The organism is Rhodobacter maris (assembly GCF_900217815.1).
Classification (GTDB): domain Bacteria; phylum Pseudomonadota; class Alphaproteobacteria; order Rhodobacterales; family Rhodobacteraceae; genus Rhodobacter; species Rhodobacter maris.
In genome coordinates this window covers 226131-249281 of sequence record NZ_OBMT01000002.1, presented here as the reverse complement: position 1 = coordinate 249281, position 23151 = coordinate 226131, and the positions used below count along the sequence as shown (strand labels likewise).

18 protein-coding genes are annotated in these 23151 nt (G+C 66.9%); 8 read left to right on the top strand and 10 right to left on the bottom strand.

Annotation, left to right across the window (positions count from 1 at the left end):
- Positions 1–73: 73 nt before the first annotated feature.
- Complete coding sequence (acnA, locus tag CRO22_RS05390; RefSeq protein ID WP_097069099.1) at positions 74–2827, bottom strand: aconitate hydratase AcnA; 2754 nt, start codon at positions 2825–2827, stop codon at positions 74–76.
- Between the two features lie 242 nt (positions 2828–3069).
- On the opposite strand from acnA, the gene CRO22_RS05385 reads away from it, so the two are divergent.
- Entirely contained in the window at positions 3070–3984 is a 915-nt protein-coding gene (locus CRO22_RS05385) for a DUF1223 domain-containing protein (RefSeq protein ID WP_245860893.1), read from the top strand.
- Here the strand turns inward: CRO22_RS05385 and CRO22_RS05380 are convergent.
- Positions 3981–4868, bottom strand: a complete 888-nt coding sequence (locus tag CRO22_RS05380; RefSeq protein WP_245860892.1) for a DMT family transporter — start codon at positions 4866–4868, stop codon at positions 3981–3983. The two genes, CRO22_RS05385 and CRO22_RS05380, sit on opposite strands and share 4 nt — an antisense overlap.
- A 92-nt stretch (positions 4869–4960) precedes the next feature.
- Positions 4961–6979 (bottom strand): transketolase, encoded by a 2019-nt coding sequence (gene tkt, locus CRO22_RS05375; RefSeq protein ID WP_097069097.1) that lies wholly within the window; start codon positions 6977–6979, stop codon positions 4961–4963.
- A gap of 296 nt (positions 6980–7275) precedes the next feature.
- Between tkt and CRO22_RS05370 the strand changes: the two genes are divergently transcribed.
- The 5 genes from CRO22_RS05370 (at position 7276) to CRO22_RS05350 (ending at position 11426) form a co-directional block, all read left to right on the top strand.
- On the top strand, positions 7276–7893 hold the full coding sequence (locus CRO22_RS05370; protein WP_097069096.1) for a hypothetical protein: 618 nt from the start codon (positions 7276–7278) through the stop codon (positions 7891–7893).
- Positions 7886–8269 carry a cell division protein ZapA gene (locus CRO22_RS05365; RefSeq protein WP_097069095.1) on the top strand — a complete coding sequence of 128 codons (384 nt, stop codon included), beginning with the start codon at positions 7886–7888 and terminating at the stop codon, positions 8267–8269. Before CRO22_RS05370 ends, CRO22_RS05365 begins: the two co-directional genes overlap by 8 nt.
- 207 nt (positions 8270–8476) lie before the next feature.
- A complete protein-coding gene (gene prfA / locus CRO22_RS05360; protein WP_097069094.1) occupies positions 8477–9532 on the top strand; it encodes a peptide chain release factor 1 in 1056 nt (351 codons plus the stop codon).
- On the top strand, positions 9529–10377 hold the full coding sequence (gene prmC, locus CRO22_RS05355; RefSeq protein WP_097069093.1) for a peptide chain release factor N(5)-glutamine methyltransferase: 849 nt from the start codon (positions 9529–9531) through the stop codon (positions 10375–10377). The genes prfA and prmC overlap by 4 nt, the downstream gene beginning before the upstream one ends.
- Positions 10378–10649: 272 nt before the next feature.
- Complete coding sequence (locus CRO22_RS05350; protein ID WP_097069092.1) at positions 10650–11426, top strand: DUF4167 domain-containing protein; 777 nt, start codon at positions 10650–10652, stop codon at positions 11424–11426.
- A 70-nt stretch (positions 11427–11496) separates the two neighbouring features.
- Here CRO22_RS05350 and rsmA read toward each other — a convergent pair whose 3' ends face one another.
- The 6 genes from rsmA to lptF all read right to left on the bottom strand — a co-directional run bounded on the left by rsmA (position 11497) and on the right by lptF (position 19221).
- Positions 11497–12339, bottom strand: coding sequence for a 16S rRNA (adenine(1518)-N(6)/adenine(1519)-N(6))-dimethyltransferase RsmA (gene rsmA, locus CRO22_RS05345; protein WP_097069091.1), 843 nt, complete (start codon positions 12337–12339; stop codon positions 11497–11499).
- Positions 12340–12407: 68 nt separating this feature from the next.
- On the bottom strand, positions 12408–13451 hold the full coding sequence (gene pdxA, locus CRO22_RS05340) for a 4-hydroxythreonine-4-phosphate dehydrogenase PdxA (protein WP_097069090.1): 1044 nt from the start codon (positions 13449–13451) through the stop codon (positions 12408–12410).
- The gene (locus tag CRO22_RS05335) at positions 13448–14713 is read right to left on the bottom strand and encodes a peptidylprolyl isomerase (protein WP_097069089.1); all 1266 of its coding nucleotides are present in this window, start codon (positions 14711–14713) and stop codon (positions 13448–13450) included. Before CRO22_RS05335 ends, pdxA begins: the two co-directional genes overlap by 4 nt.
- A 40-nt stretch (positions 14714–14753) precedes the next feature.
- On the bottom strand, positions 14754–16988 hold the full coding sequence (locus CRO22_RS05330) for an LPS-assembly protein LptD (protein ID WP_245860891.1): 2235 nt from the start codon (positions 16986–16988) through the stop codon (positions 14754–14756).
- Positions 16985–18085: an LPS export ABC transporter permease LptG gene (gene lptG / locus CRO22_RS05325; protein WP_097069088.1), complete on the bottom strand. Its 1101-nt coding sequence runs from the start codon at positions 18083–18085 to the stop codon at positions 16985–16987. The genes CRO22_RS05330 and lptG overlap by 4 nt, the downstream gene beginning before the upstream one ends.
- Complete coding sequence (lptF, locus tag CRO22_RS05320; RefSeq protein ID WP_097069087.1) at positions 18082–19221, bottom strand: LPS export ABC transporter permease LptF; 1140 nt, start codon at positions 19219–19221, stop codon at positions 18082–18084. Before lptF ends, lptG begins: the two co-directional genes overlap by 4 nt.
- Before the next feature lie 165 nt (positions 19222–19386).
- On the opposite strand from lptF, the gene CRO22_RS05315 reads away from it, so the two are divergent.
- Both CRO22_RS05315 and CRO22_RS05310 read left to right on the top strand, forming a co-directional pair.
- A complete protein-coding gene (locus CRO22_RS05315; RefSeq protein ID WP_097069086.1) occupies positions 19387–20853 on the top strand; it encodes a leucyl aminopeptidase in 1467 nt (488 codons plus the stop codon).
- Between the two features lie 5 nt (positions 20854–20858).
- Complete coding sequence (locus tag CRO22_RS05310) at positions 20859–21311, top strand: DNA polymerase III subunit chi (protein ID WP_097069085.1); 453 nt, start codon at positions 20859–20861, stop codon at positions 21309–21311.
- 325 nt (positions 21312–21636) lie between these two features.
- On the opposite strand, the gene purF is transcribed toward CRO22_RS05310, so the two are convergent.
- The gene (gene purF, locus CRO22_RS05305; protein WP_097069084.1) at positions 21637–23112 is read right to left on the bottom strand and encodes an amidophosphoribosyltransferase; all 1476 of its coding nucleotides are present in this window, start codon (positions 23110–23112) and stop codon (positions 21637–21639) included.
- Positions 23113–23151 lie beyond the last annotated feature (39 nt).

Sequence of the window (23151 nt, the reverse complement as noted above, 5' to 3'; positions counted from 1 at the left end):
GTCGAGATTGAAGCGCGTTGCACGCAAAAGGCGGCCCTCCCGGGGCCGCCTTTGAGATCATTCAGGGCTTTGCTTACGCCTTCGCGAGGTTGCGCAGCACGTAATGCAGCACGCCGCCGTTTTTGAGATATTCGATCTCGACCTCGGTATCGATCCGGCTTTTCAGCATGATCTTCACCTGCGCGCCATCGGCGCGGGTGATCGTGCAGGGCACGAGCGAAAGCGGCTTGATATCGCCTTCGAGCCCCTCGATCGTCACCACCTCGTCGCCGGTCAGGCCAAGCGATTTGCGGTTTTGCCCCTCGGTGAACTCGAACGGAATGACGCCCATGCCGATCAGGTTCGAGCGGTGGATACGCTCGAAGCTCTCCGCGATCACCGCCTTGACGCCGAGAAGGTTCGTGCCCTTCGCCGCCCAGTCGCGGCTCGAGCCCGCGCCATATTCGATGCCGCCAAAGATCACGAGCGGTACGCCCGCCGCCTGATATTCCATCGAGGCGTCGTAGATCGTCGTCTGCGCCCCATCCGGGCCCTTGGTGTAGCCGCCCTCGACGCCCTCGAGCATCTCGTTCTTGATGCGGATATTGGCGAAGGTGCCGCGCATCATCACTTCATGGTTGCCGCGGCGCGAGCCGTAGCTGTTGAAGTCTTTCGGCGCGACCTGCCGCTCGGTGAGGTATTTGCCCGCCGGCGTGGTGGGCTTGAACGACCCCGCCGGAGAGATGTGGTCGGTGGTGATCATGTCGCCCAGAACGGCGAGCACGCGCGCGCGCGTGACATTCGAGATCGTGCCCGGCTCGGGAGACATGCCGCGGAAATAGGGCGGGTTCTGGATATAGGTCGAGGCGGCGGGCCAGTCATAGGTCTCGCCCTCGGTCGTTTTTACGCCCTGCCAGTTCGCATCGCCTTTGAACACATCGGCGTATTTCGCGATGAAGGCCTCGCGGGTGACGCATTTTTCGACCAGGTCCGCGATTTCCTTGTCCGACGGCCAGATGTCTTTGAGGAACACCGGCTTGCCCTCGGGCGTCTCGGCAATCGGCTCGCTCGAGAGGTCGATGTTCATATCCCCCGCGATCGCATAGGCGACCACGAGCGGCGGCGAGGCGAGGAAGTTCGCGCGCACATCGGGGCTGATCCGGCCCTCGAAGTTGCGGTTGCCCGAAAGGACGGCCGCGGCGACGAGGTCATTGTCGTTGATCGCTTTGGAGATCTCCGGCGTGCCGAGGGGGCCGGAGTTGCCGATGCAGGTGGTGCAGCCAAAGCCCACGATGTTGAAGCCCATCGCGTCGAGGTCTTCCTGCAACCCGGCGGCGGCGAGGTATTCCTGCACGACCTGAGACCCCGGTGCGAGCGAGGTTTTCACCCAGGGTTTGGGGGTGAGCCCAAGCGCGCGCGCCTTGCGCGCGACAAGCCCCGCGCCGATCAGCACATAGGGGTTCGAGGTGTTGGTGCAGGACGTGATCGAGGCGATCACCACCGAGCCATCGCCCACATTGTAGCCCTTGCCCTCGACCGGCACCGATTTGAGCCCGGTTTTCGGCGCCACGGCAAGCCCGCCCTCGGCGGCCATGTCCTTGCCCTCAGAAGTCATGTCGACGCCACGGTAATCGGCGACAACCTTGGCGAAGGTCGCTTTCGCATCGGTCAGCGGCAGGTAATCCTGCGGGCGTTTGGGGCCCGAGATCGCGGGCACGATAGTGCCCATGTCGAGTTCCAGCGTCGAGGAATAGACCGGCGCATAATCCGCGCCGCGCCAGAAGCCGTTTTCCTTCGCATAGGCCTCGACGAGCGCGATGCGCTCTTCCGAGCGGCCGGTCTGGCGCAGATAGCGCAGGGTCTCGTCGTCGATCGGGAAGAAGCCGCAGGTCGCGCCATATTCGGGCGCCATGTTGGCGATGGTGGCGCGCTGCGCGAGCGGCAGCTTGTCGAGCCCTTCGCCCCAGAATTCGACGAATTTGCCGACCACACCGTGTTTGCGCAGCATCTGCACGACCTTCAGCACCAGATCGGTGCCGGTGCAGCCTTCCACCAGCGCGCCGGTGAGTTTGAAGCCGACAACTTCCGGGATCAGCATCGACACGGGTTGGCCCAGCATCGCCGCCTCGGCCTCGATGCCGCCCACGCCCCAGCCCAAAACCGCCATGCCGTTCACCATCGTGGTGTGGCTGTCGGTGCCGACAAGCGTATCGGGGTAGGCGACGGTCTCGCCGTTCTGATCCTTGTCGGTCCAGACGGTCTGGGCAAGATATTCCACGTTCACCTGATGGCAGATGCCAGTGCCGGGGGGCACGACGCGGAAGTTTTCAAACGCGCCTTGCCCCCATTTGAGGAACTGGTAGCGCTCCATGTTGCGCTCGTATTCCAGCTCCACATTGCGCTGGAAGGCGCGGGGGCTGCCGAATTCGTCGATCATCACCGAGTGGTCGATCACGAGGTCAACCGGCACGAGCGGATTGATCTTTTTCGCGTCACCGCCAAGGGCCTTGATGCCGTCGCGCATTGCGGCAAGGTCCACCACGGCGGGAACGCCGGTGAAATCCTGCATCAGCACGCGCGCCGGGCGGTAGGCGATTTCACGCGGGTTCTTGCCGCCCATCTTCGCCCAGTCGCCAAAGGCCTTGATATCCTCGACCGAGACCGAGAAGCCGCCGTCCTCGAACCGCAGCAGGTTCTCGAGGACCACCTTCAGCGCGGCGGGCAGTTTCGAGAAATCCCCCAGACCCGCGGCTTCGGCCGCCGGGATCGAGTAATAGGCATAGCTCGCATCGCCGACCGAAAGCTGGCGGCGGGTCTTGGCAGTATCCTTGCCGGTGACAACGGTCATTGGGTGCCTCCCGTGGCTTTGAAGGTGTCGCTGAACGCTATGTGCCCCATGCCGCGGAGTCGATCAAGGGGGCGGAGGCACTTTTTGTATACCGTTGCACACCGTTTTGTCGCAGGCGCTGCGGGGCAGGGGGTTTTCATCCCTCGCGACGTTGCGACAAACGAGTGACACATCGCAAAACCTTGATTGGCTTTCGCGCCCCTTGCACCGTAGGTAAGAGAACGCAATCGGAGCGAGGTGACATGCCAGGCGCAAAGCTCAGCGCAGCAATCGGACAGTGCATCGTCCTCGGCCTTCTCGCCGGGGCGCCGGTGGCTGGGCTTGCGCAAGGGCTGCCGGGCGGATTGGGCGCGGGCGCGACAAATGCCGCGCCAGGCTCGATGCCCGGCGCCTCTCTGATCGAAAGCCTCAACCGCGCGGTTGACCGGGCGCTCGCGGGAACAGCGGCGCTGCCCGGGGTCAATACGCTGATTGCCCCTTCGGCTCCGCCGCGGCCCGCGCCTGTCGTTGTGGAGCTTTTCACCTCGCAGGGCTGCTCCGCATGCCCCCCCGCCGATGCGCTTCTGGCGCAGGTCGCCACGCGCTCCGATGTGGTGGCGCTCTCGCTTCATGTCGATTACTGGGATTATCTCGGCTGGGAAGATCCTTTTGCCCAGCCCGCCTTCACCGCGCGGCAAAAGGCCTATACCCGCGCGGCGGGGGAACGCACGCTTTATACGCCGCAGGTGATCGTTGGCGGCGAGGCCTCACTCACCGCGCCTGCAGCCCCCGCGCTTGATGCGGTGATCGCGCAGGAGGCCGCCACGCCACCCCGCGTGTCGATCGCTGTTTCCGAAGGGGAGTCCCCGGGGCAATATGTGATCGACCTCGCGCCGCTCTCGCGGCCGCTCGAGCGCCCGAGCGTTGTGCAGATCGTGCGCTATGTGCCCCAGGCGCAAGTGGAAATTTTGCGTGGCGAGAATGCAGGCAAAGTGCTTGATTACGCCAATGTGGTCACCGCCTGGCATGCGGTGGCTGAGTGGGACGGAAAGACGGCGTTGCGCCTCAACGCCAAGATCGATGGTACGGAACCCGCCGTGGTGATCGTGCAGACCGCGCTGCCGGGCAAGACCGCGCCCTTGCCCGGGCCGATCCTTTCGGCCGCCTGGCTGCGTTAACGCCCCCGCGCCGCGCGGCGCTCCGCGTTCCAGACCCAGAGCCCCGCCGCCACGATCACGCCCGCGCCCAAGACCGTGTAAAGGTCTGGCAGGGCAGCGAAAAAGATCCATCCCCAGAGCGAGGAAAGAACAAGGCCGAGGTAGCCGTAGGGCGCCAGCACGCCCGCGGGAGCGGCGCGGAAGGCCTTGATCAGAAACGCCTGACCCGCCGCGCCAAGCGCGCCGACAGCAAGGAAAAGCGGCAGGTCGGCGGGCGCGACTTCCTGCCAGAAGAAGGGCAAGGCGAGCGAAGAAAACGCCGTTCCGACACCCGCGGACCAGATCACCGAGGTGGCGGTGCTGTCGAACCGCACCACCCGCGTCATCAGTGCGCCGCCCGCATAGGTGAAGGCGGCGGCGAGCGCGTAGAGCGCGGCGGGATCCATCACCCCCGCGCCGGGCCGCAGGATGATCAGCGCGCCGAGGAAGGAAACGAAAATTCCGGCCACCCGGCGGGGGCCGATCTTTTCGCCCAGAAAAAGGGCCGCGCCGAGCGTGATCAGAACCGGGTTCAGATCGGTGAGCGCGGCGGCTTCTGCAAGACCGATCGAGCGGATCGCAAGAAAGAACAGCGCCACCGTGCCCATCTGGAAGATGCCGCGCAGCAGTTGTAGCCCGGGCTGGCGCGAGCGCGCATGAGCAAGGAAGGAGCCGCGGAAAATAAGCGAGACGAGCGCGAGGTTCACGGCAAAGCGCGCCCAGATCACCATCGCGGGCGCGTAGCTCTGGCCCAGCTTCTTCGCCACGACATCCATCAGCGTGAAAAAGATCAGCGCCAGAAGAAGAAGCCCGATCCCCTTGCCGATGAACGCGGTTTCGGGCGCCGGGATCGCCGGCTCGGGCATGTCTGGCCCCGGCACTCCGGGGGAGGCAACGGCGAGGGGGGCCGGCTCCGGCCCCCCCCTTGATTTTGTGGTGTGTGGGTCTTGCCCGGTGGTCACAGCAGGGCTTTCACCTTGGCGGCGACGGCTTCCGGCGTGATGCCGAATTCGGCATAGAGCCGCTCGGCCGGGGCGGAGGCGCCAAAGCCCTCCATGCCGACGAAATCGGCTTTCTTCTCGGAGCCGCGCTCGCCCAGAAGCCAGCGGTCCCACGGCTGGCGGATCGCGGCCTCAACGGCCACGCGCACCGCGCCGGGCGGCAGGATCTTGCGCCGGTAGGTCTCGGGCTGGGCGGCAAAAAGCTCCATGCAGGGCATCGAGACCACGCGGGTGCCAATCGCCTCCGCTTGCAGGATGTCGCGCGCCTTGAGCGCGATCTCCACTTCCGAGCCCGTCGCCATCAGGATCGCCTGACGTTTGCCCGCCGCTTCTGCGATCACATAAGCGCCTTGGGCGGTCAGGTTTTTCTGGTTATGGGCGGTGCGCAGCGTGGGCAGGTTCTGGCGGCTCAGCGCCAGCACCGAGGGCGTGCGCTCCGACGAGAGCGCCAGCTCCCACGCCTCGGCGGTCTCGATCACATCGGCGGGGCGGAAGGTCCAGGTGTTGGGCGTGGCGCGGCAGATCGCCAGATGCTCGACCGGCTGGTGAGTCGGCCCGTCTTCGCCAAGGCCGATGCTGTCATGCGTCATCACATAGACCGTGGGCACGCCCATCAGCGCCGAGAGCCGCATCGCGCCGCGCGCGTAATCGGTGAAGCAAAAGAAGGTGCCGCCATAGGGACGCACGCCGCCATGCAGCCACATCCCGTTCATCGCCGCCGCCATTGCGTGTTCGCGAATGCCGTAGCGCATGTAGCGGCCCTTGCGATTGTCGGGCATGAAGTCGGAAATATCGCTCGTTTTCGTCAGGTTCGAGCCGGTGAGGTCCGCCGAGCCGCCAATGGTTTCGGGCACGACCGGGTTGACTGCGGCCAGCACCATTTCCGAGGCCTTGCGGGTCGCCACTTTCGGCGCGGCTTCCGAGTTCGCCTTTTTGAAGGCGCGGATCGCGGTGGCGAGTTTCTTCGGCACGCCCCGGCTCATCTGCCGCTCGAACTCGGCCTTTTTCGTGGGCGACAGCGCATCGAGGCGCGCGGCCCAGGCGGCATGCTCCGCCGCGCCCTTGGCGCCAATCGCCTCCCAGTCCGCCTTGATATCCGCGGGGATCTCGAACGGGCCATGCGCCCAGCCGTAAACCTCGCGCGTCGCCTTGATCTCGCCGCCGCCGAGGGGCGCGCCGTGCACGGCATAGCTGTCGGCCTTGTTGGGCGAGCCAAAGCCGATGATCGTCTTGCAATCGACAAGCACCGGAGCCTTGGCCTTTTTCGCCTCGGTCAACGCGCGGTCGATATCGGCCGGGTCATGGCCGTCGCAGCTCAAGACCACCCAGCCCGAGGCGGCAAAGCGCGCGCGCTGATCGGTCTTGTCGGAGACCGTCACCCGGCCATCGATGGTGATGTTGTTGTTGTCCCAAAGCACGATCAGGTTGTCGAGTTCCTGCTTGCCCGCGAGCCCGATCGCTTCCTGGCTGATGCCCTCCATCAGGCAGCCGTCGCCCGCGATCACCCAGATCTTGTGATCAACGACAGATTTGCCAAAGCGCGCCGCCATGGATTTTTCGGCAATTGCCATGCCGACGGCGGTGGAAATGCCCTGACCGAGCGGGCCGGTGGTCGTTTCTACGCCTTCGAGATGGCCGAATTCCGGGTGCCCGGCCATCCGCGCGCCCCATTGCCGGAAGGCCTTCACCTCGTCGAGCGTCGCCTGTTCGTAGCCGGAGAGATGGAGCAGCGCGTAAAGCAGCATCGAGCCGTGGCCCGCGGAAAGAACGAACCGGTCCCGATCCGCCCAGTTCGGCGCTTTTGCATCGAATTTCAGGTGGTTGCGATAAAGAACCGTGGCCACATCGGCCATGCCCATCGGCATGCCAGGGTGCCCGGAATTGGCCGCCTGCACGGCGTCGATGGCGAGCACGCGGATCGCGGTGGCAAGCTTCCAGTGGTCGGGGTGAGCGGCACGCAGCGCGGCGATGTCCATGGGGGCGTCCTTTTCGTGGAGCGGGTTCTTGGAACGGATGTCGGCCCCCGTGATAACAGGGATCGGGGCAAGATCAAGCGCGCCCCCCAAGTGCTTGAGGCAAAAGGGTGGGAGAAGATTGTCGCAACGGATAAACTAAAAGGCGAGCCGCAAAGCGTTGCGATTCGCGGGCCGGGTGCGCGGGGCGCAACCGAAGCGGGCACGAATGAACCGGCAACGAAACGGCAATGAAACAAACGGGGCGGAACGGGCCGGACCGAAACGGACCCCGGGACAGGACCAGACGAGGAGACGGAATGACGGATCTGGCAGAGTATGAGCGCCGCATAGCCTATGCGCTCGAACGGATCGGGCGGGGCGTGGAAACCCTTGTGCAGCGCCCGGCCGAGCCTGTGCCCGAGGCGGAGCCCCCCGAACCCGTCGCGCCACCCGAACCTGTGGTGGTGGTCGATACGGCGCAGATCGAGGCGCTGGAGGCGGAACTCTCCGTCGAACGTGCGGCGCTCGCAGCGGAACGCGCGGCGCTGGAGGCGGAACGTGCGGCCAATATGCAGCTCACCGAGCGGGTCCGGGCGATCCGTGAGAAACAGGAAACCACACTCGTCACACTGGAGCGGCGGTTGGCGCAGGCGACGCGGGCGCTGGAAGCGGTGCAGGCGGAGGCGAACCGGCTCAAACGCGCCAACAACGATCTGGTGGAGATCAACCGCAGCCTCGTCGATGCAGGAAGCGTGATGGCGGCGGCGCAGGTGAACCGGGCGATGCAGGTCGAGCTGGAGGCCTTGCGGGCGGCGCGCTCCTGGGAGATGGCAGAACTGGCCGAGATTCTGGCCGGGCTCGAACCGATTGTCGCGGCCCATGCGAAGGCGCCGGTGAATGGCGCTCCGGCGCGGGAGGGGGTGGAGCATGGCTGATCTGCGCATCGTGATTGGCGGGCGGGATTTCGATGTCTCCTGCCAGGAGGGGGAAGAGCATTTCCTGCAGGCGGCGGCGGCGCTTCTGGATGCCGAGGCCTCGGTGTTGACCGGGCAGATGGGGCGGATCCCGGAGAACCGGATGCTCCTGATGGCGGGGCTGATGCTTGCCGACAAGGCGGCGGGCACCGAAGACAATCTGCGCCAGTTGCGCGCCCGGGTGGCGGAGCTGGAGACGGAGCTTTCGGAGGTGAGGGCCAATCCGCAACGCGTTGAAGTGCCGGTGATCCCGGCCGAGGTGGGCGATACGCTCGCCGAGATCGCCGCCCGCGCCGAGGCGATGGCCGACAAGGTGGAAGAAGCCGCGGCCGGCTGAGGGGGCGGTGGCGCGCCGGTCCGGAACGCCGTCCGTTCCGGACCGGCGCGCCGGGGCGGCGGGCAGCCGCCGTCCAGACCTGTGGTTCAAGACCCGACGGACGCGAGCCCCGCGCTCTGCGCCGTTCAGGCGGTTCAGGCGGCGCCAAACAGTCCGGTTGCGCCCGTCACACCTTGACCCGCGCGCCGGTCTCGGTCAGATGAAGCCATGGTTCCGCTCGACAAACTCGACCAGATCACGGCGCGTTTCGACTTTCTCGAGGCGAAGCTCAATTCCGCGCTCGCGCCAGCCGAAATCGCCGCGCTTTCGCGCGAATACAGTGACCTGCGCCCGGTCGTGTCCGAAATCGCCGCCTATCGCGCTGCCGTTTCCGATCTGGCCGAGGCCGAGGGCTGGCTCGCCGATCCCGAGATGCGCGACCTTGCGGAAGAAGAGCTTCCCCGTCTCAAGGCCCGTATCCCCGAGATGGAACAGGCGCTGCGCATCGCGCTGTTGCCCAAGGATGCCGCCGATGCGCGCCCCGCCATCCTTGAAATCCGCCCCGGCACCGGCGGCGAGGAGGCGGCGCTGTTCGCCTATGACCTCTGGCGCATGTATGAGCGCCATGCCGAGCGCATGGGCTGGCGCTTCGAGCGGCTCGACTTCACGCCCACCGAACTGGGCGGGCTGAAGGAAGGCATGGCGCGGATCGAGGGGGAAGGGGTGTTTGCGCGGCTCAAATACGAGAGCGGCGTGCACCGCGTGCAGCGCGTGCCGGAAACCGAGGCGGGCGGGCGCATCCACACCTCGGCGGCCACCGTCGCCGTGCTTCCCGAGGCCGAAGAGGTCGATATCGACATTCCCGCCGCCGACATCCGCATCGACACGATGCGCGCCTCGGGCGCGGGCGGGCAGCATGTCAACACCACCGACTCCGCGGTGCGCATCACGCACCTGCCCAGCGGCATCGTGGTGACCTCCTCGGAAAAGAGCCAGCACCAGAACCGCGCCATCGCCATGGCGGTGCTGCGTGCGCGGCTTTACGAGCGCGAACGCGAGCGGCTCGCCACCGAGCGCGCCGACAGCCGTCGCGCGCAAGTAGGTTCGGGCGACCGCTCCGAACGCATCCGCACCTACAATTTTCCGCAAGGACGGATGACGGACCACCGCATCAACCTTACCCTTTATGCGCTGCCGCAGATCCTCGGCGGCGATCTGGGCGAGGTGATCGACGCGCTTGTTGCGCATGACCAGGCCGAAAAACTCGCGGAGATGGATGGATGAAGGTTCAGATCGCTTTGATGCTGGGGATGCGCCAGCTCGAGGGCGCGGGGATCGCTGGCGCCTCGACCGATGCGCGCCGGCTTCTGGCCCATGCGCTCGATCTGCCGGCCGAACGGCTCTTTCGGGCGGTGAATGACGAATTGCCCGAAGAGCGCCACAAGCGCTACCTCAAATATCTCGCCGCGCGCGAAGCACGCCAACCTGTTGCCCAGATCATCGGCCATCGCGCGTTCTGGAAGCACGAATTTCGCGTCACCCGCGACACGCTCGACCCGCGCCCCGAGACCGAGCTTCTGGTTGAAGTGGCGCTTGAGGCGCCGTTTGCCCGCCTGCTCGATCTCGGCACCGGCACCGGCTGCGTGCTCCTGTCGCTCCTGGCCGAACGCCCCGAAGCGCGCGGCGTGGCGACCGATATTTCCGAAGCCGCGCTGCAGGTGGCGCAGGAAAACGCGGCCCGGCTGAGCCTTGCCGATCGCGCCCGGTTCATTCACAGCGACTGGTTTCATGGTGTCGAGGGGCGGTTTGACCTGATCGTCTCGAACCCGCCCTATATCACCGAGGCCGAGATGGGCAATCTCGCCCCTGAAGTGCGCGACTGGGAACCGCATCAGGCCCTGACCCCCGGCGGCGATGGGCTCGGCGCGTATCGCGCCATCGCTTTTGGCGCTTTCGCGCGGCTCAAGCCCGGCGGGCGGCTCGCCGTCGAGATTGGCCCGACCCAGGGGGCTGCCGTGAGCGCGATGCTCGCGGCACAGGGATTCGACGCTCCCAGGCTGCGTCAGGATCTCGGCGGGCGTGACCGCGTCGTTCTGGCGCATCGCCCCGAGGTGGCCGCCAAGGGCTGAAGCACTGCCGCGACAAAGATCGTCGCGGGGATCCGCCCAAAAGCATAAAATTGCGGGTTTCGCCCCGATGCGCGCAATTTCCGGCTTGCGCATCCGGGGGGGACATGTTTAGTCAGCGCTGTGGCCGGGGAGCGTTCGCTCCCCCCATCATTTCAGCTTACACTTCGGGTTTGGTCACGGCAGCGCCTGCTGCGAGTGTCCCCCGATGGCGGGCGCCGTTTTCCGGTCCGGCCCAGACCCAACGCCCCTGGGGGCACAACAGACGCAGGCTCATGAGATCCTCAAAGTCCCGTTCGCGCAACAAGTCGAACCGTCAGCGCAGCATCGGCAATGTCATCAACCGTGTCTTCGACAGCTCCGGTCCCGAGGGCAAGGTGCGTGGCACGCCGCAGCAGATCATCGAGAAATATCTCGCGCTGGCGCGCGATGCGCAGCTCGGCAACGACCGGGTGGCGGAGCAGAATTTCCTGCAACATGCCGAGCATTACACGCGGATGCTGGGCGAGGCGCAGCGCGAGCTGGCTCGCGAGCAGGAAGAGCGCAACCGGAGCTATCAGTCGAACGGCCAGAACAATGGCCAGACCGGCGGGCAGAATACTGGTCAGACCGGCGCTCCGGGAGGATCTGGCGGTCAGGCCGCGGCGGGGCAAGTCTCCGGCGGGCAGGGCGCAGAGGGCAGCGCTGCCCCGCTGCGCGAGCGCACGCCCGAGGCGCCGCGCTACGACGGCGCGCCGGTGATGATGCCCGATTTCTTCGCTGCGGAAGACGATGGCCCGGGCCTTGTCGAAACGCCCGAGGCGCGTCAGGCCGAGAGCCGTGGCGCTGAGTCGCGTCCTGCGCGCAAGGCGCCCGAAACGCCCGTTGCAACGGCCGAGGACTCGCAAGCTGACGCCGCCCCCGCCCCCGCGGATGAAATGGCGGAAAAAACGGCCAAGCCCGCGTCGCGCCCGCGCGCGCCGCGCAAACCCAGGGCCGAAGGCGCCGCCAAGGCGCCGAAAGCTCCGAAGCCGGAAAAAACACCGAAGCCGGAAGCGCCCGCCGCCGAATAAGGCGGCCGCCTGTCCCGACGCCTCGCAAGATCGAGACCGCGTCCTTCGGGGCGCGGTTTCGCGTTTGTGCTCAGGCCGCGTCCAGAAGGCGCGCCAGAGTGCAGAATTGCTCAAGGCTCACCCGTTCGGCGCGCTCGGTGGGCGCGATTCCCGCCGCATCAAGCAGCGCCTCGATGTCGGGGTGCAGCCCCTTGAGCGAGGAGCGCAGCATTTTGCGGCGCTGGTTGAACCCGGCCGCAACCACCCGTTCCAGCACCTTCGCATCGGCGTCATGACGCGGCGCGGCAAGCGCCTTCAGGTGCACCACCGCCGAATGGACCTTGGGCGCGGGCTGAAACGCCTCCGGCGGGAGCGACATCACGATCCGTGCATCGGTTCTCCACTGCGCCAGAATCGCGAGCCGCCCGTAATGATTGTCGCCCACTTTCGCGGTGATGCGCTGCGCGACCTCCTTCTGGAACATCAGCGTCAGGCTCTCCCAGGCGGGGGGCCAGACCGGCGGCGTGAGCCAGCGCACCAGAAGCTCGGTGCCGACGTTATAGGGCAGGTTCGCGGCGATCTTGTAGGGCGCGGTGAGATGCGCCCCCAGATCGACGGCAAGCGCATCGCCCTGGATCACCTCAAGCCGGCCCGGATAATGTGCGGCAATCTCGGCCAATGCGTCCAGGCAGCGGCTGTCCTTCTCGACCGCGAGCACCTTGCGCGCGCCCTCGGCCAGAAGCCCGCGGGTGAGCCCGCCCGGGCCCGGCCCCACTTCGAGCACGTCATAGCCCGTCAGATCGCCTGCGGAGCGCGCGATCTTCGCGGTCAGATTGAGATCGAGCAAAAAGTTCTGGCCGAGCGATTTTTTCGCCACCAGCTCATGTGTGGCGATCACCTCGCGCAGGGGCGGCAAACCGTCAATCGCTGCCATGCCGTGCCCTTTCATCTTGCTCAAAATATCCCGGGGGTGCGGGGGCAGCGCCCCCGCGGGCCTGGCCCTCAGCCACGCCGCGCCGCACCCATCTTTGCGGCCATCCTGAGCGCGGCCATCAGGCTTTGCGGGCTCGCCTTGCCGGTGCCCGCAATGTCATAGGCGGTGCCATGGTCAGGCGAGGTGCGCACGAAGGGCAACCCCAGCGTCACATTCACGCCGCCATCGAAATCGAGCGTCTTGATCGGGATCAGCGCCTGATCATGATAGGCGCAGATCGCCGCATCATAGCGCGCCCGCGCGGCGGGGTGGAACATCGTGTCGGGCGGCATCGGCCCGGCAAGCGCATAGCCCTCGGCACGCAGGCTCTCGACGACGGGGCCCATCCAGTCCATCTCTTCGGTCCCCATCGCGCCTCCCTCGCCCGCATGCGGGTTCAGCCCCGCCACGGCAAGGCGCGGATTGGCAATGCCAAAATCGCGGGCAAGCCCCTCGGCGGTGATCTGCACGGTGTCGCGCAACAGCGCAGGCGTGAAGGCGTCGAGCACCTCGCGCAGCGCGATATGGATCGTTGCGGGCACGACCCGGCAGGGGGGGGAGACGCGTTCGGAGGCAAGCATCATCACCACTTTTGCGCCGCCCGCAAGATGGGCAAGGTATTCGGTATGGCCCGGGAAGGCGAAACCCGCGCCGTCTTTCAGCACTTTCTTGTTGATCGGCGATGTGGTGAGGGCCAGCCCCTCGCCGCGCAGCACCAGATCGACACCGCGCGCGATCACCTCGATCACCGCGCCCGCATTGGCGGGTTCCGGCTGGCCGGGCACGGCCGCCGCGGGGAAGGGATGGGGCAGCACGCAGAGCGCCGCCCCCGCATGGGTCATGGCCTCGGCCGGGCTCTCGATCTCGCGCAGCTTGGTGCCACGCGGCAGATGCGCGGGATCGCCGAGCCAGACGAAGGGAAGCGATGCGCCAAGCGTTTGCCAGGCGCGCACGGCAAGCTCGGGACCGACGCCGGAGGGGTCGCCGCAGGTCAGGATCACCGGCCGGTCGAGCACGCTGCGCTCCGGACCGGCGGCTTCGGCCGGCGCATCGGGGAGATCGGCCGGGTTCATTTGCGCACGATCACCGCAGAGGCCTTGAGCGCTGCCAGCAACTGATCCGAGAGCGTCGTGATCCGGGTGTTGATGATCTCGCTGCGCGCCGCATCGCGCGAGGGGCCGGTTTCGCCCAGATCGGCGTTGATCGCGCGGCCGCGGTTGCAGAGCATAACCAGAACATCGGTGCCGCCGCGACGCACCACGGCGGTCTCTCCCGGGTCGAGCCGCGGCAGCACCGCACCGAGATCGGCAGGTACCGCCCCCGCCGGTGTGCCCTCCATGCGCGTCAGACGGTCGGCGGGGAGCCCGCGCGCAACACTGTAAAGATCATCGCAGCGCTGCGCCCGCGCCGCGACTTTGGCTGCAAGCGCCGCGCTTTCTGCGCTGCCGGTGGCACCGAGCGTGAGCGTGGCATAGTCGAGCGCACGTTCCGAGGGGGCCACCGCGCCGCCCTCATCAAGCCCGCGCATGAAGAACACCGCCACCGCGCCGGAAGTCGGGAGCGGCCCGGTGCTGTGGCCCGGGCGCAAGTTCGCCACCGCGCCGCGCACCTCGGCCGGAAGCGACTCGATCGACATCCAGTCAAGATGGCCGCCCTTGGTCGCACTTGGCGAGGAAGAGATTTCGCGCGCCACCTCGGCAAATTCCGCCTCGGTGCGGGCCGCCGCCGCCCGGCGCGCTTTCGCCATCGCTTCCGCCTCGCCGCCGCCGCCAATCCGCACCACAACTTCCGAAAGCAGCACCTTGGCGCGTTCCGCACGCGGCGTGACCAGCCGCAGGGCGCGGTCGATATCGGAATCCGACACCATCACCCGGCCGACGAAATTCGCCTTCACCACTTCGCGCCAGATCACGCCCGCCGAGACGAAATCGCGGTAGGTCTGCGCGTCGACGCCGTTTTCGCCCAGAGCCTTCACGAATTCCTCGGCGCTCAGATTGGCGCGGCTGGCAAATTCGGCCATGCCCTGGTTCACGGCCTGATCACTGACGGCGACGCCGTCCTGACGTGCCTTCCATTGCCGCAGGCGGTCCTCGATCAGCGCATCCTCGGCCATCTTGCGCACATCGCCGGTGGCGCCCAGAAGCTGCATGAATTTCTGGCGCTGCGCGATCTCGTAGCCGGTGATTGCCATGTCGTTGACAGTGATCGCCGGAGCGAAGGGCGAGCCCGATTGCGCGCGTGCGGGAAGGCCGATCAGGCCGAGCGCGAGCACAAGCGAAATCGCGATCAGCGCGGCCAGCCGCGGCGCGAGAAGCGAGGAGAAATGCCGTGTCATTCGTTCCGTCTTCCGTTCTCAATCAAGGGGTTGCGGGCTCTCAGCGCCGGCAGACCCGTTCCGGCCCATGGGCCGAGCCCTGCGCGCCGAAGCCCGCAAGCTGCACCGAAAGGCCCAGATCCGTTTCAGGTTCCACACTAGAGGAGGATGTGAACCGACGCGAGAGAGAAAGCTCGACGCTGATGCATTCGTTGGCATATTGCAGCCCGAAGGCGGCCTTGGCGGCGCGGTCTGCGGTGAGGTCATAGCGGGTCGAGAGCGTCGAGCGCCAGCCCGGCCGCCAGTCCCAGCCGGATTCGAGCAAAAGCTCCGAGGTTTCGGGGTTATAGGCGGTCTGTTCCATCCACAGGTATCCGGCGGCGAAATCGACCCCCCCGCCCAGATAGGCGACGCGGAGCTCGTCGCGGTCGAGATCGAACCCTTCGGTGAGCAGCGCCCGGTTCGAGAGGATGAGCCCGCCCGCGGTGCTCAGATGGGTGGCGATGAGCCAGTCCGAGCGCTTGCCCGAAAGCCCCGAGCCCGGCGTGAACTGGCCCAGATCGTCGAGCCGGTAGATCCGCCCCGCCGTGACGCCAAGCGACCAGCCCGAGGCATCGTGGCGGGTCCAGCTCAGCCCGAGGTTCGCCCGCGTGCCCTGTTCGCGCGCATCCTCGCCCGGATAGCGGGTGAGCGAAAACAGGTTGCCCTCGTCGAATTCGGTCAGCCAGCTGTCCTCATAGGGCAGATCCTTCACGTGCTTGCCCGACCAGACAAGCTGCGCGACGGGTTCGATCACCTGCGCCGCGCGCCCGGAGCTTGCCACCCAGGGCCAGCGCAGCTCGACCCCGATCGTGGGCAGCGCACGGAGATATTCGCCTGCATAAACAGCGTCTTGCCGCACCGTGATCGCGTCGACCGTCAGCGCGCCCTCGGCGGCGGCAAGCACCCCCCCGGGCAAGAGCCAGTTGCGCCGCCAGTCCGCCTCTGCCGAGAGCCGCACCATGTCGCGCCCGTCGGATTCGGTATCGAAGAGATCGGTGTCTTCATCGCCGAGCGCGGCATCGGTGGTCAGATCAGAGGCGCGGCGATGCGCATGCAGACTCCCCGAAAAGCTCAGCTCACCGCCGATCAGGCGGGGCTGGAACACCCGCGTCCAGCTCGCATCGCCCGAAAGCATGGGCTGGGTGCTGTTGCTCTCACCGTCGCGCAGGGAGTGGGTATTGCCGACTTTTGCCCAGATCAGCTCGTCCGCGCGCACCCGTTCGAGCGTGAGACCCGACCAGAGCCGGTCATCGTCGGTGATGTCGTAGTTGAGCAGATAGGACGGGTCGGAAACGGTGCGCAATTGGGCGCCAAGCGTGAACCCGCCGGGCAGGGCGAAGCGGCCGTCGGCGAAAAGATAGCCCCGCCGCTCGCCCGGGCGGATCGAGTCGCGGCTCAGGGCACCTTCGATTTGGTAGCTGCCCCAGGTCTGCGCGACCCGATACCGAAAGCCGAGCGTGGTGGAATGCGAGGCCGCGAGGTAGGGCGTCAGCGTCAGATCGCGTTCGGGCGAGAGTGCAAAGAAATAAGGCAGCTTCACGCCCGGTCCCAGCAGCGAGGTGGTGCGGAATTCGGGGCGCAAGAGGCCCGTCATCCGCTTCACTGTCGGATCGGGCATGCGCAGCTTCGGCAGCCAGACAAGCGGCACCCCCATGGCGCGGAACTGCGCCTGATCGAAAACGAGCTGATGGGTCGTCGCGTCATGGGTGATGGTGCGGGCGCGGATTTCCCACAAGGGTGTCGGGTCGGCGGCACAGATCCGGCAGGAGGAGGCCACCACCTCGCGCAGGATCGTGCGGGTGCCGTCCTGCCGCTCGAGCCGGTTCGCGGCCAGTTGCAATTCACGCGAGAGCACCATCCGGGCCCCCAGCATCACGCCGTTTTGCAGGTCGCGGCTGAGATCGGCCTGATCTGCCACGATCACCGAGCCGGTGACGCCGGGTTCGACCATGCGGATCGGTCCCTCGATCGTGAGCCGGTCCTCGCTTTCGTCGTAAACGAGCCGGCTCGCGTTGAGCCGGTGCTCTTGCCAGTACACCTCGACATTGCCCGAGGCGGTGATCCGGTTCTGTCCGGTGATTTCGATCCGGTCGGCCAGTAAGGTCGCCGCATCCGACACCGGCGCAGAGACCGGAGGCGTGGTGGGGGCCTCCTGTGCGGGGAGGGCGGCTGGCGCAAGCGCAAGCGCCGCAGCGGCGATGAGTGCCGCGCGGGCCGATGGGGCGAAAGCCGGGAGCGGGCGGGGGGGCATCATCCCTCCTCCTGTTGCAGCACGAGCGCAAGGGCGAGCATCGCCGCGATCGCCGGGGGCGCCCAGCCCGCCAGCGCCGACGGGATCTGACCGTTGTCGCCCAGAACCTGCGCCATGTTGCGCAAGAAGAAGACTGAGAGCCCGGCGAGAAGGGCCAGCAGCACCCGCCCGCCGGTGCCGCCAAAGCGCGCCGGACGCATCGTGAACCCGGCGGCGACAAGCACCATCGCGGCGAGCATCAGCGGCTGGGAAAGCTCCATCTGGAACCAGACCATGTGCCGCCGCGCCGAGAAGCCCGCCGAGGTGAGCGCGCGGATGAAGGCGGGGAGTTCCCAGATCGGCACGGCCGAGGGCGAATCGAAACTGTCGGCGATGCTCTGCGCGGTGAGGGTGGAGGGCAGGAGCAGGCTGGTTGCATGTATCGCATCGCGTTCGGGGTTGGTGGAACTGCCAAGCGGCCAGTCCTTCGCATCGTGCAGATACCAGGCGCCGCGGCCGAGCTGGGCGGTGGCCGCGTCGATCCGGCGGATCGGGCCGCGGGTGTCGTCAAAGATCAGAAAGCTCACATCATAAAGCGCCGTCGCTTCGGCATTGCCGCGCAGAGCGTGGATCACGGCTTGCCCGCCATCAGCCGTGCCCTGCCGCATCCAGATCCCCTCGCGGCTCACCGAGATGGTCTGCATCCCCTCTGCCTTCATCGCGCCCTCGATCTCGTCGGCGCGTTTGGTGGTGGCCGAGACGATCGGATTGCCGAGCATCACGAGTGCCACCCCGATCAGCAGCGCCACCATCACCGGCGCCACCAGCATGCGCAGCGCCGAACGCCCCGCGGCGCGGATCACCACAAGCTCGGAGGACCGCGCGAGGCCGAGAAACAGCACCACTGCGGCAAGCACGGTGATCAGCGGAAAGATCCGGTAGACGGTTTTCGGCAGGCTCAGCGCGGCGAGAAGCGCGGCATCGGAAAGTCCGCCCTGTTGCGCATCGAGGCCGCGCAGCTGCTCGACAATCTCGATCAGGAACAACACGCCGATGAAGGCGCCCGCGACGATGCCGAGCGCGCGCAGGTAGCGCCGCGCGATATAGAGTGAAAGCGTCATGGCGCGGCCTCCCCGGGCGCGGGATGGACCGATGGGCTGCGCCGATGCGGCCGCGCCGCCCAGCCCAGCAGGATCGTCGATGCGACAAGGCCGATCAGCGGCGGCAGGTAATAAAGCCCCCAGAGCCCGGGCGCAGTGCGGGTGGCGGAAGTGGCGAGGTTCACGAGCGTTTGCAATGCGATCAGCCCGACCACCGCGCCCGCCATCTGCCGCCACAGGCCAAAGCGCGAGAACCCGCCCAGAAACATCGCGGCCGCGGCCAGAAGGGCGGCAACCGGTGCCATCAGCGGCTGCGCGAGCCGGTCGTGAAGTTCGCGGGCGACGTCTTCGGGGCGCGCGCCGGTGGCGGCGAGAAGCGCCGGATCGGGCGCAACAAGCTGCCAGCTCGGCAGCGCCTCAAGCGCGGGTTGCGCCGCCTTGTCCGGCCCGATCACCATGCCCAGATCATAGGTGAAATCGGAAAACCGGGTCTGCGCCAGGGATTCGTCGGATTGCCGCAGCGTCTGCGCCACGCCATCGAACATCACGAGTTTCGGCCCCGCCGCAGAGGGCACGATCAGCGCTTTTTCAGCCGTATAGATCGTCTGCAGTCCCGGCGTGCGCGCATCGTAGAGGAAGAGGTCAAGCAATTCTCCGAGATCGGAGATTTTCCGGATATAAAGGGTGAGCCCCTCGGCCGGGCTTTCGAATGTGCCCTCTGTGAGAAACTTGGCGGAAATGTCCTGCGAGACCTGTGCCTGCCGCTCGGCGAGCCGCGCCTTCGCGGCGGGGACGAGCACATGGACAAGCACGAGCATGAGGGCGGCGACGATCAGGCCGAACACCGCGACGGGGCGTGCGAGCCGCCAGGGGCTCGCCCCCGCCGATTGCATGACCACAAGCTCGGATTCGCCCGCCAGCCGGTTGAGCGCATAAAGCGTCGCGGCAAAAGCCGCGACCGGCAGCACGAGTCGGATCGCATTGGGCAGGGTGAGCGCGGTGAATTCGAGCACCACCCAGGCCGTCTGTCCGTCTGAAATGAGCTTGTCGAACAGCAAAACGGCGCGGTTGATCCAGTAGACCGACACCAGCACCAGCGCAAAAAAGCCGAACAAGGCCATCAGCTGGGACAGAAGATATCGGTCCAGTCGTTTCAAACCTGCCTCGCTCCGGGGTGTTTCCCCTTCTCTAGCGCGGCTTTCGGGCCGGGGAAAGCCCCGGTGGCCGGACGATCGTCGGCGCGGTGCTATACAAGCCTGCCCGAAGCCACTAGGCTCGCTCCCCGGAAGTTAGCCCCTCTCACCGATCCTGCAGGAATTCCCATGATCCACCCCGTCGCGCTCCGTTTTTCCGCCCCCGATGCCGATGTGCTGGCCGGCCGGGAGGGCCGTCTTGCGCTGATCGTCCCCGCCGATGGCAAGCTGGGCGCGATGGGCCGAAGGCTCGACCGTCTCACCCGCGGCGCGGTGAAGCGGGCGCTCGCCTCGGAGAGCTGGGAAAAGCTGAAAACCGCCGAATCGCTCGACCTCGGCTTTCCGGGCGGGCTCGCCTGCTCGGCGCTCGCCCTGATCAAGCTTGACCGGAAGGCGACCGAGGCGGAGGCCCGCAAGGCGGGGGCCGGGGTGGCCAAGGGGTTGGGCGAGGCGGGCGCGCTGGTGATCGCGGAAACCCACCCGCGTGCCGCGGCCATTGCCTTCGGCCTCGCCCTGCGCGCCTATCGTTGCGATTATCGCAGCGAAGAGGCGAAGCCCTTCGGCCCGGTCGATATGATGGTGGCGAACCCCGAGGCGGTGGCGGCGGCCGCCGCGCCCCACGCGGCTCTTGCCGAGGGGGTGTTCTTCACCCGCGATCTGGTCAACGCGCCGGCCAATATTCTCACCACCGACGATTTCGCGGCGCGCCTTGCGGCGATGCAGGAGCTTGGGCTTGAAGTCGAGATCCTCGAGGAAGAGGAACTGGCAAAGCTCGGCTTCCGCGCGCTGCTCGCGGTGGGGCAGGGCTCCGAAAGCCCCTCGAAAGTGGTGGTGATGCGCTGGCAGGGCGGCGCCGAGGGGGCGGCCCCGCTCGCGCTGGTGGGCAAGGGCGTGTGCTTTGACAGCGGCGGCATCTCGATCAAGCCCGCCGCGGGCATGGAAGAGATGACGATGGACATGGGGGGCGCGGCCGTGGTGGCGGGGGTGATGCGCACACTCGCGATGCGCAAGGCGCGCGCCAATGTGGTCGGCCTTGTGGGCCTTGTGGAGAACATGCCCGACGGGCGCGCCCAAAGGCCGGGCGATATCGTCAAAAGCCTCAAGGGCGATACGATCGAGGTGATCAACACCGATGCCGAGGGGCGTCTCGTGCTCGCCGATGTGCTCTGGTATGCGCAGGAGCGCTTCCAGCCTGCCGCGGTGATCGACCTTGCCACGCTCACGGGCGCGATCATCGTTGCGCTTGGCCATGAGCATGCGGGCGTTTTCACGAATGATGACAAGTTTTTGGCGGGCGTTCTTGAGGCGGCGCGTGCCGAAGGTGAGGGCGCCTGGCCGATGCCGCTCACGCCCGGCTATGAGCCCCTGATCAAGTCGCGGCTGGCCGACATCAAGAATACCGGCGGGCGCTGGGGCGGGGCGGTCACCGCCGCGGCGTTCCTCAAGCGCTTCGTCAAGGACGAGGTGCCGTGGTGCCATATCGACATTGCCGGCGTGGCCCTGCCGCCCTCGGAGACCGCACTCGCGCCCAAGGGGGCGACCGGCTGGGGGGTGATGACGCTCGACCGGCTGGTGCGTGAGCGCTTCGAGGGCTGATCGCGATGCCCGCGCTCTTCTACCACGTCACGCACTCGCCGGTGGAGGCGGTGGTGGAGACCCTGCTCACCCGCGCGCTGGCGCAGGGCTGGCGGGTGGAGCTGCGCGGCACTGATCCCGCACGCATGGACTGGCTCGACCAGAAGCTCTGGCTCGGCCCCGAGGAAGGGTTCTTGCCGCACGGGCTTGCGGGCGGGCCCCATGACGATCTGCAACCTGTATTGCTGACCGTCGCGCCGCAGCCTGCAGAACGTCAGGCGGTGATGGCGGTGGATGGGGCCGAGGTGGCGGCCGAGGAGGTGGCGCGCGCCGAGCGGGTCTGGATCCTGTTTGACGGCCGCAACGAGACGGCTGTCGCGGGCGCGCGCGCGCAATGGAAAACGCTCACCGCGGCCGGAGCCAAGGCGCAATACTGGAGCGAAGAGGGCGGCCGCTGGGAGAAAAAGGCGGAGCGCTGAGGGTTTCGCTCCGTTGACGCGGAGCGACCCGCCGGAGGGCTTCGCCCTCCGGCCCCCTCCATTTTGCTGGGCGCCACTGCGGTGTGAGTGGTGGCCGGAGTTGTTTCGCCTCGCTTTGCGAGGCGACCCGGGCCGGGGCTCCGCCCCCGCCCAATGGGTCTCAATCCGATGGGAATCCGAGCTTTGCCCACGCATGCATGGCAAAGAGCGGCTGTGCCTTTCTCCTTGCCATAAATATCCTGGGGGGTCCGGGGGGCGAAGCCCCCCGGCGGGTCGCCTCGACCTTGCCGAGGCGAAAGATGCGTTTTGAAACCGCCGCGCGAGCTTATTCGGCGGCCTTCTTCATCGCGAATCCCTTGCCGATCTGATCTGACGGGGCCACCGGGTAATCCCCGGAGAAACAGGCATCGCAATACTGCGGGCAGGCGTCATTGCGTCCGGCGGCTTCCCCCGCGGCGCGGTAAAGCCCGTCAAGCGAGATGAACTTGAGCGAGGTGACGCCGATCCACTCGCGCATCTCCTCCTCGCTCATCCGCGCGGCCAGAAGCTTGCCGCGGTCGGGCGTGTCGACGCCATAAAAGCAGGGCCAGGCGGTGGGCGGCGAGGCGATACGGAAATGCACTTCCGCCGCGCCCGCATCAAGGATCATCTCCTTGATCTTGCGCGAGGTGGTGCCGCGCACGACCGAGTCGTCCACCAGCACAACGCGTTTGCCGCGCACCAGCGACTTGTTGACGTTGAGCTTGAGGCGCACGCCCATGTTGCGGATGTGCTCGGTCGGTTCGATGAAGGTGCGGCCCATATACTGGTTGCGGGTGATGCCGAGCGCGAAGGGAATGCCCGATTCCTGGCTGTAACCGATCGCCGCCGGGGTGCCGCTGTCGGGCACCGGGCAAACGAGATCGGCCTCGACCGGCGCCTCGCGCGCGAGTTCCACGCCGATCTGGTGGCGCGTTTCATAGACCGAGCGACCGCCGATCTGGCTGTCAGGGCGCGAAAAATAGACATGTTCGAAGATGCAGAACCGCGGTGTGGCCGGGTGGAACGGGCGGCTCGATTCGATCTTGCCGTCCTGGATGATCACCATTTCGCCTGGGGCAATCTCGCGGATGAATTCAGCACCGATGATGTCGAGTGCGCAGGTCTCGGAGGCGAGCACATAGCCCTGCTCGCCGAGTCGCCCCATCACCAGCGGGCGCACGCCGAGCGGGTCGCGCACGCCGATGAGCTTGGTGCGGGTCAGCGCGATCACCGAGAAGGCGCCCTCGACGCGGCGCAGCGCATCGGCGATGCGGTCGGCATGGGTTTTCTGGAATGAGCGCGCCATCAGGTGGATGATGCATTCGCTGTCCGAGCCGGACTGGAAGATCGCCCCGTGGTCGATCAGCTCGCGGCGCAGCGACTCGGCATTGGTGAGGTTGCCGTTATGCGCCACCGCGCAGCCGCCCATCGAAAATTCGCCGAAAAAGGGCTGGATGTCGCGGATTACCGCTGCTTTCGAACCGGCGGTCGAATAGCGCACATGGCCGATGGCGAGCGGGCCGGGCAGGCTCTCCATCAGGCTTGCCTTGGTGAAATTGTCGCGCACATAGCCGAAGCGATGCGCCGAGTTGAACCCCTTGATCGGGTCATGCGCGACGATGCCGCCCGCTTCCTGGCCGCGGTGCTGGAGCGCATGGAGCCCGAGCGCCACGAAGTTGGCCGCATCGGCGAGCCCGATCGCGCCGAAGATGCCGCATTCCTCCTTCAGCTTGTCGTCGTCGAACGGATGCGACAGGAAGGTTTTTTCGGCTGCTGTCATGGGAGGGCTCCAGATCCGGCGGGCTTGGCCGCGCTTTAA

Excerpts from the sequence above, each read along its gene's own strand:
- acnA (WP_097069099.1), bottom strand. The coding sequence starts at position 2,827 with ATGACCGTTGTCACCGGCAAGGATACTGCCAAGACCCGCCGCCAGCTT.
- CRO22_RS05385 (WP_245860893.1), top strand. The coding sequence starts at position 3,070 with ATGCCAGGCGCAAAGCTCAGCGCAGCAATCGGACAGTGCATCGTCCTC.
- CRO22_RS05380 (WP_245860892.1), bottom strand. The coding sequence starts at position 4,868 with ATGCCCGAGCCGGCGATCCCGGCGCCCGAAACCGCGTTCATCGGCAAG.
- tkt (WP_097069097.1), bottom strand. The coding sequence starts at position 6,979 with ATGGACATCGCCGCGCTGCGTGCCGCTCACCCCGACCACTGGAAGCTT.
- CRO22_RS05370 (WP_097069096.1), top strand. The coding sequence starts at position 7,276 with ATGACGGATCTGGCAGAGTATGAGCGCCGCATAGCCTATGCGCTCGAA.
- CRO22_RS05365 (WP_097069095.1), top strand. The coding sequence starts at position 7,886 with ATGGCTGATCTGCGCATCGTGATTGGCGGGCGGGATTTCGATGTCTCC.
- prfA (WP_097069094.1), top strand. The coding sequence starts at position 8,477 with ATGGTTCCGCTCGACAAACTCGACCAGATCACGGCGCGTTTCGACTTT.
- prmC (WP_097069093.1), top strand. The coding sequence starts at position 9,529 with ATGAAGGTTCAGATCGCTTTGATGCTGGGGATGCGCCAGCTCGAGGGC.
- CRO22_RS05350 (WP_097069092.1), top strand. The coding sequence starts at position 10,650 with ATGAGATCCTCAAAGTCCCGTTCGCGCAACAAGTCGAACCGTCAGCGC.
- rsmA (WP_097069091.1), bottom strand. The coding sequence starts at position 12,339 with ATGGCAGCGATTGACGGTTTGCCGCCCCTGCGCGAGGTGATCGCCACA.
- pdxA (WP_097069090.1), bottom strand. The coding sequence starts at position 13,451 with ATGAACCCGGCCGATCTCCCCGATGCGCCGGCCGAAGCCGCCGGTCCG.
- CRO22_RS05335 (WP_097069089.1), bottom strand. The coding sequence starts at position 14,713 with ATGACACGGCATTTCTCCTCGCTTCTCGCGCCGCGGCTGGCCGCGCTG.
- CRO22_RS05330 (WP_245860891.1), bottom strand. The coding sequence starts at position 16,988 with ATGATGCCCCCCCGCCCGCTCCCGGCTTTCGCCCCATCGGCCCGCGCG.
- lptG (WP_097069088.1), bottom strand. The coding sequence starts at position 18,085 with ATGACGCTTTCACTCTATATCGCGCGGCGCTACCTGCGCGCGCTCGGC.
- CRO22_RS05315 (WP_097069086.1), top strand. The coding sequence starts at position 19,387 with ATGATCCACCCCGTCGCGCTCCGTTTTTCCGCCCCCGATGCCGATGTG.
- CRO22_RS05310 (WP_097069085.1), top strand. The coding sequence starts at position 20,859 with ATGCCCGCGCTCTTCTACCACGTCACGCACTCGCCGGTGGAGGCGGTG.
- purF (WP_097069084.1), bottom strand. The coding sequence starts at position 23,112 with ATGACAGCAGCCGAAAAAACCTTCCTGTCGCATCCGTTCGACGACGAC.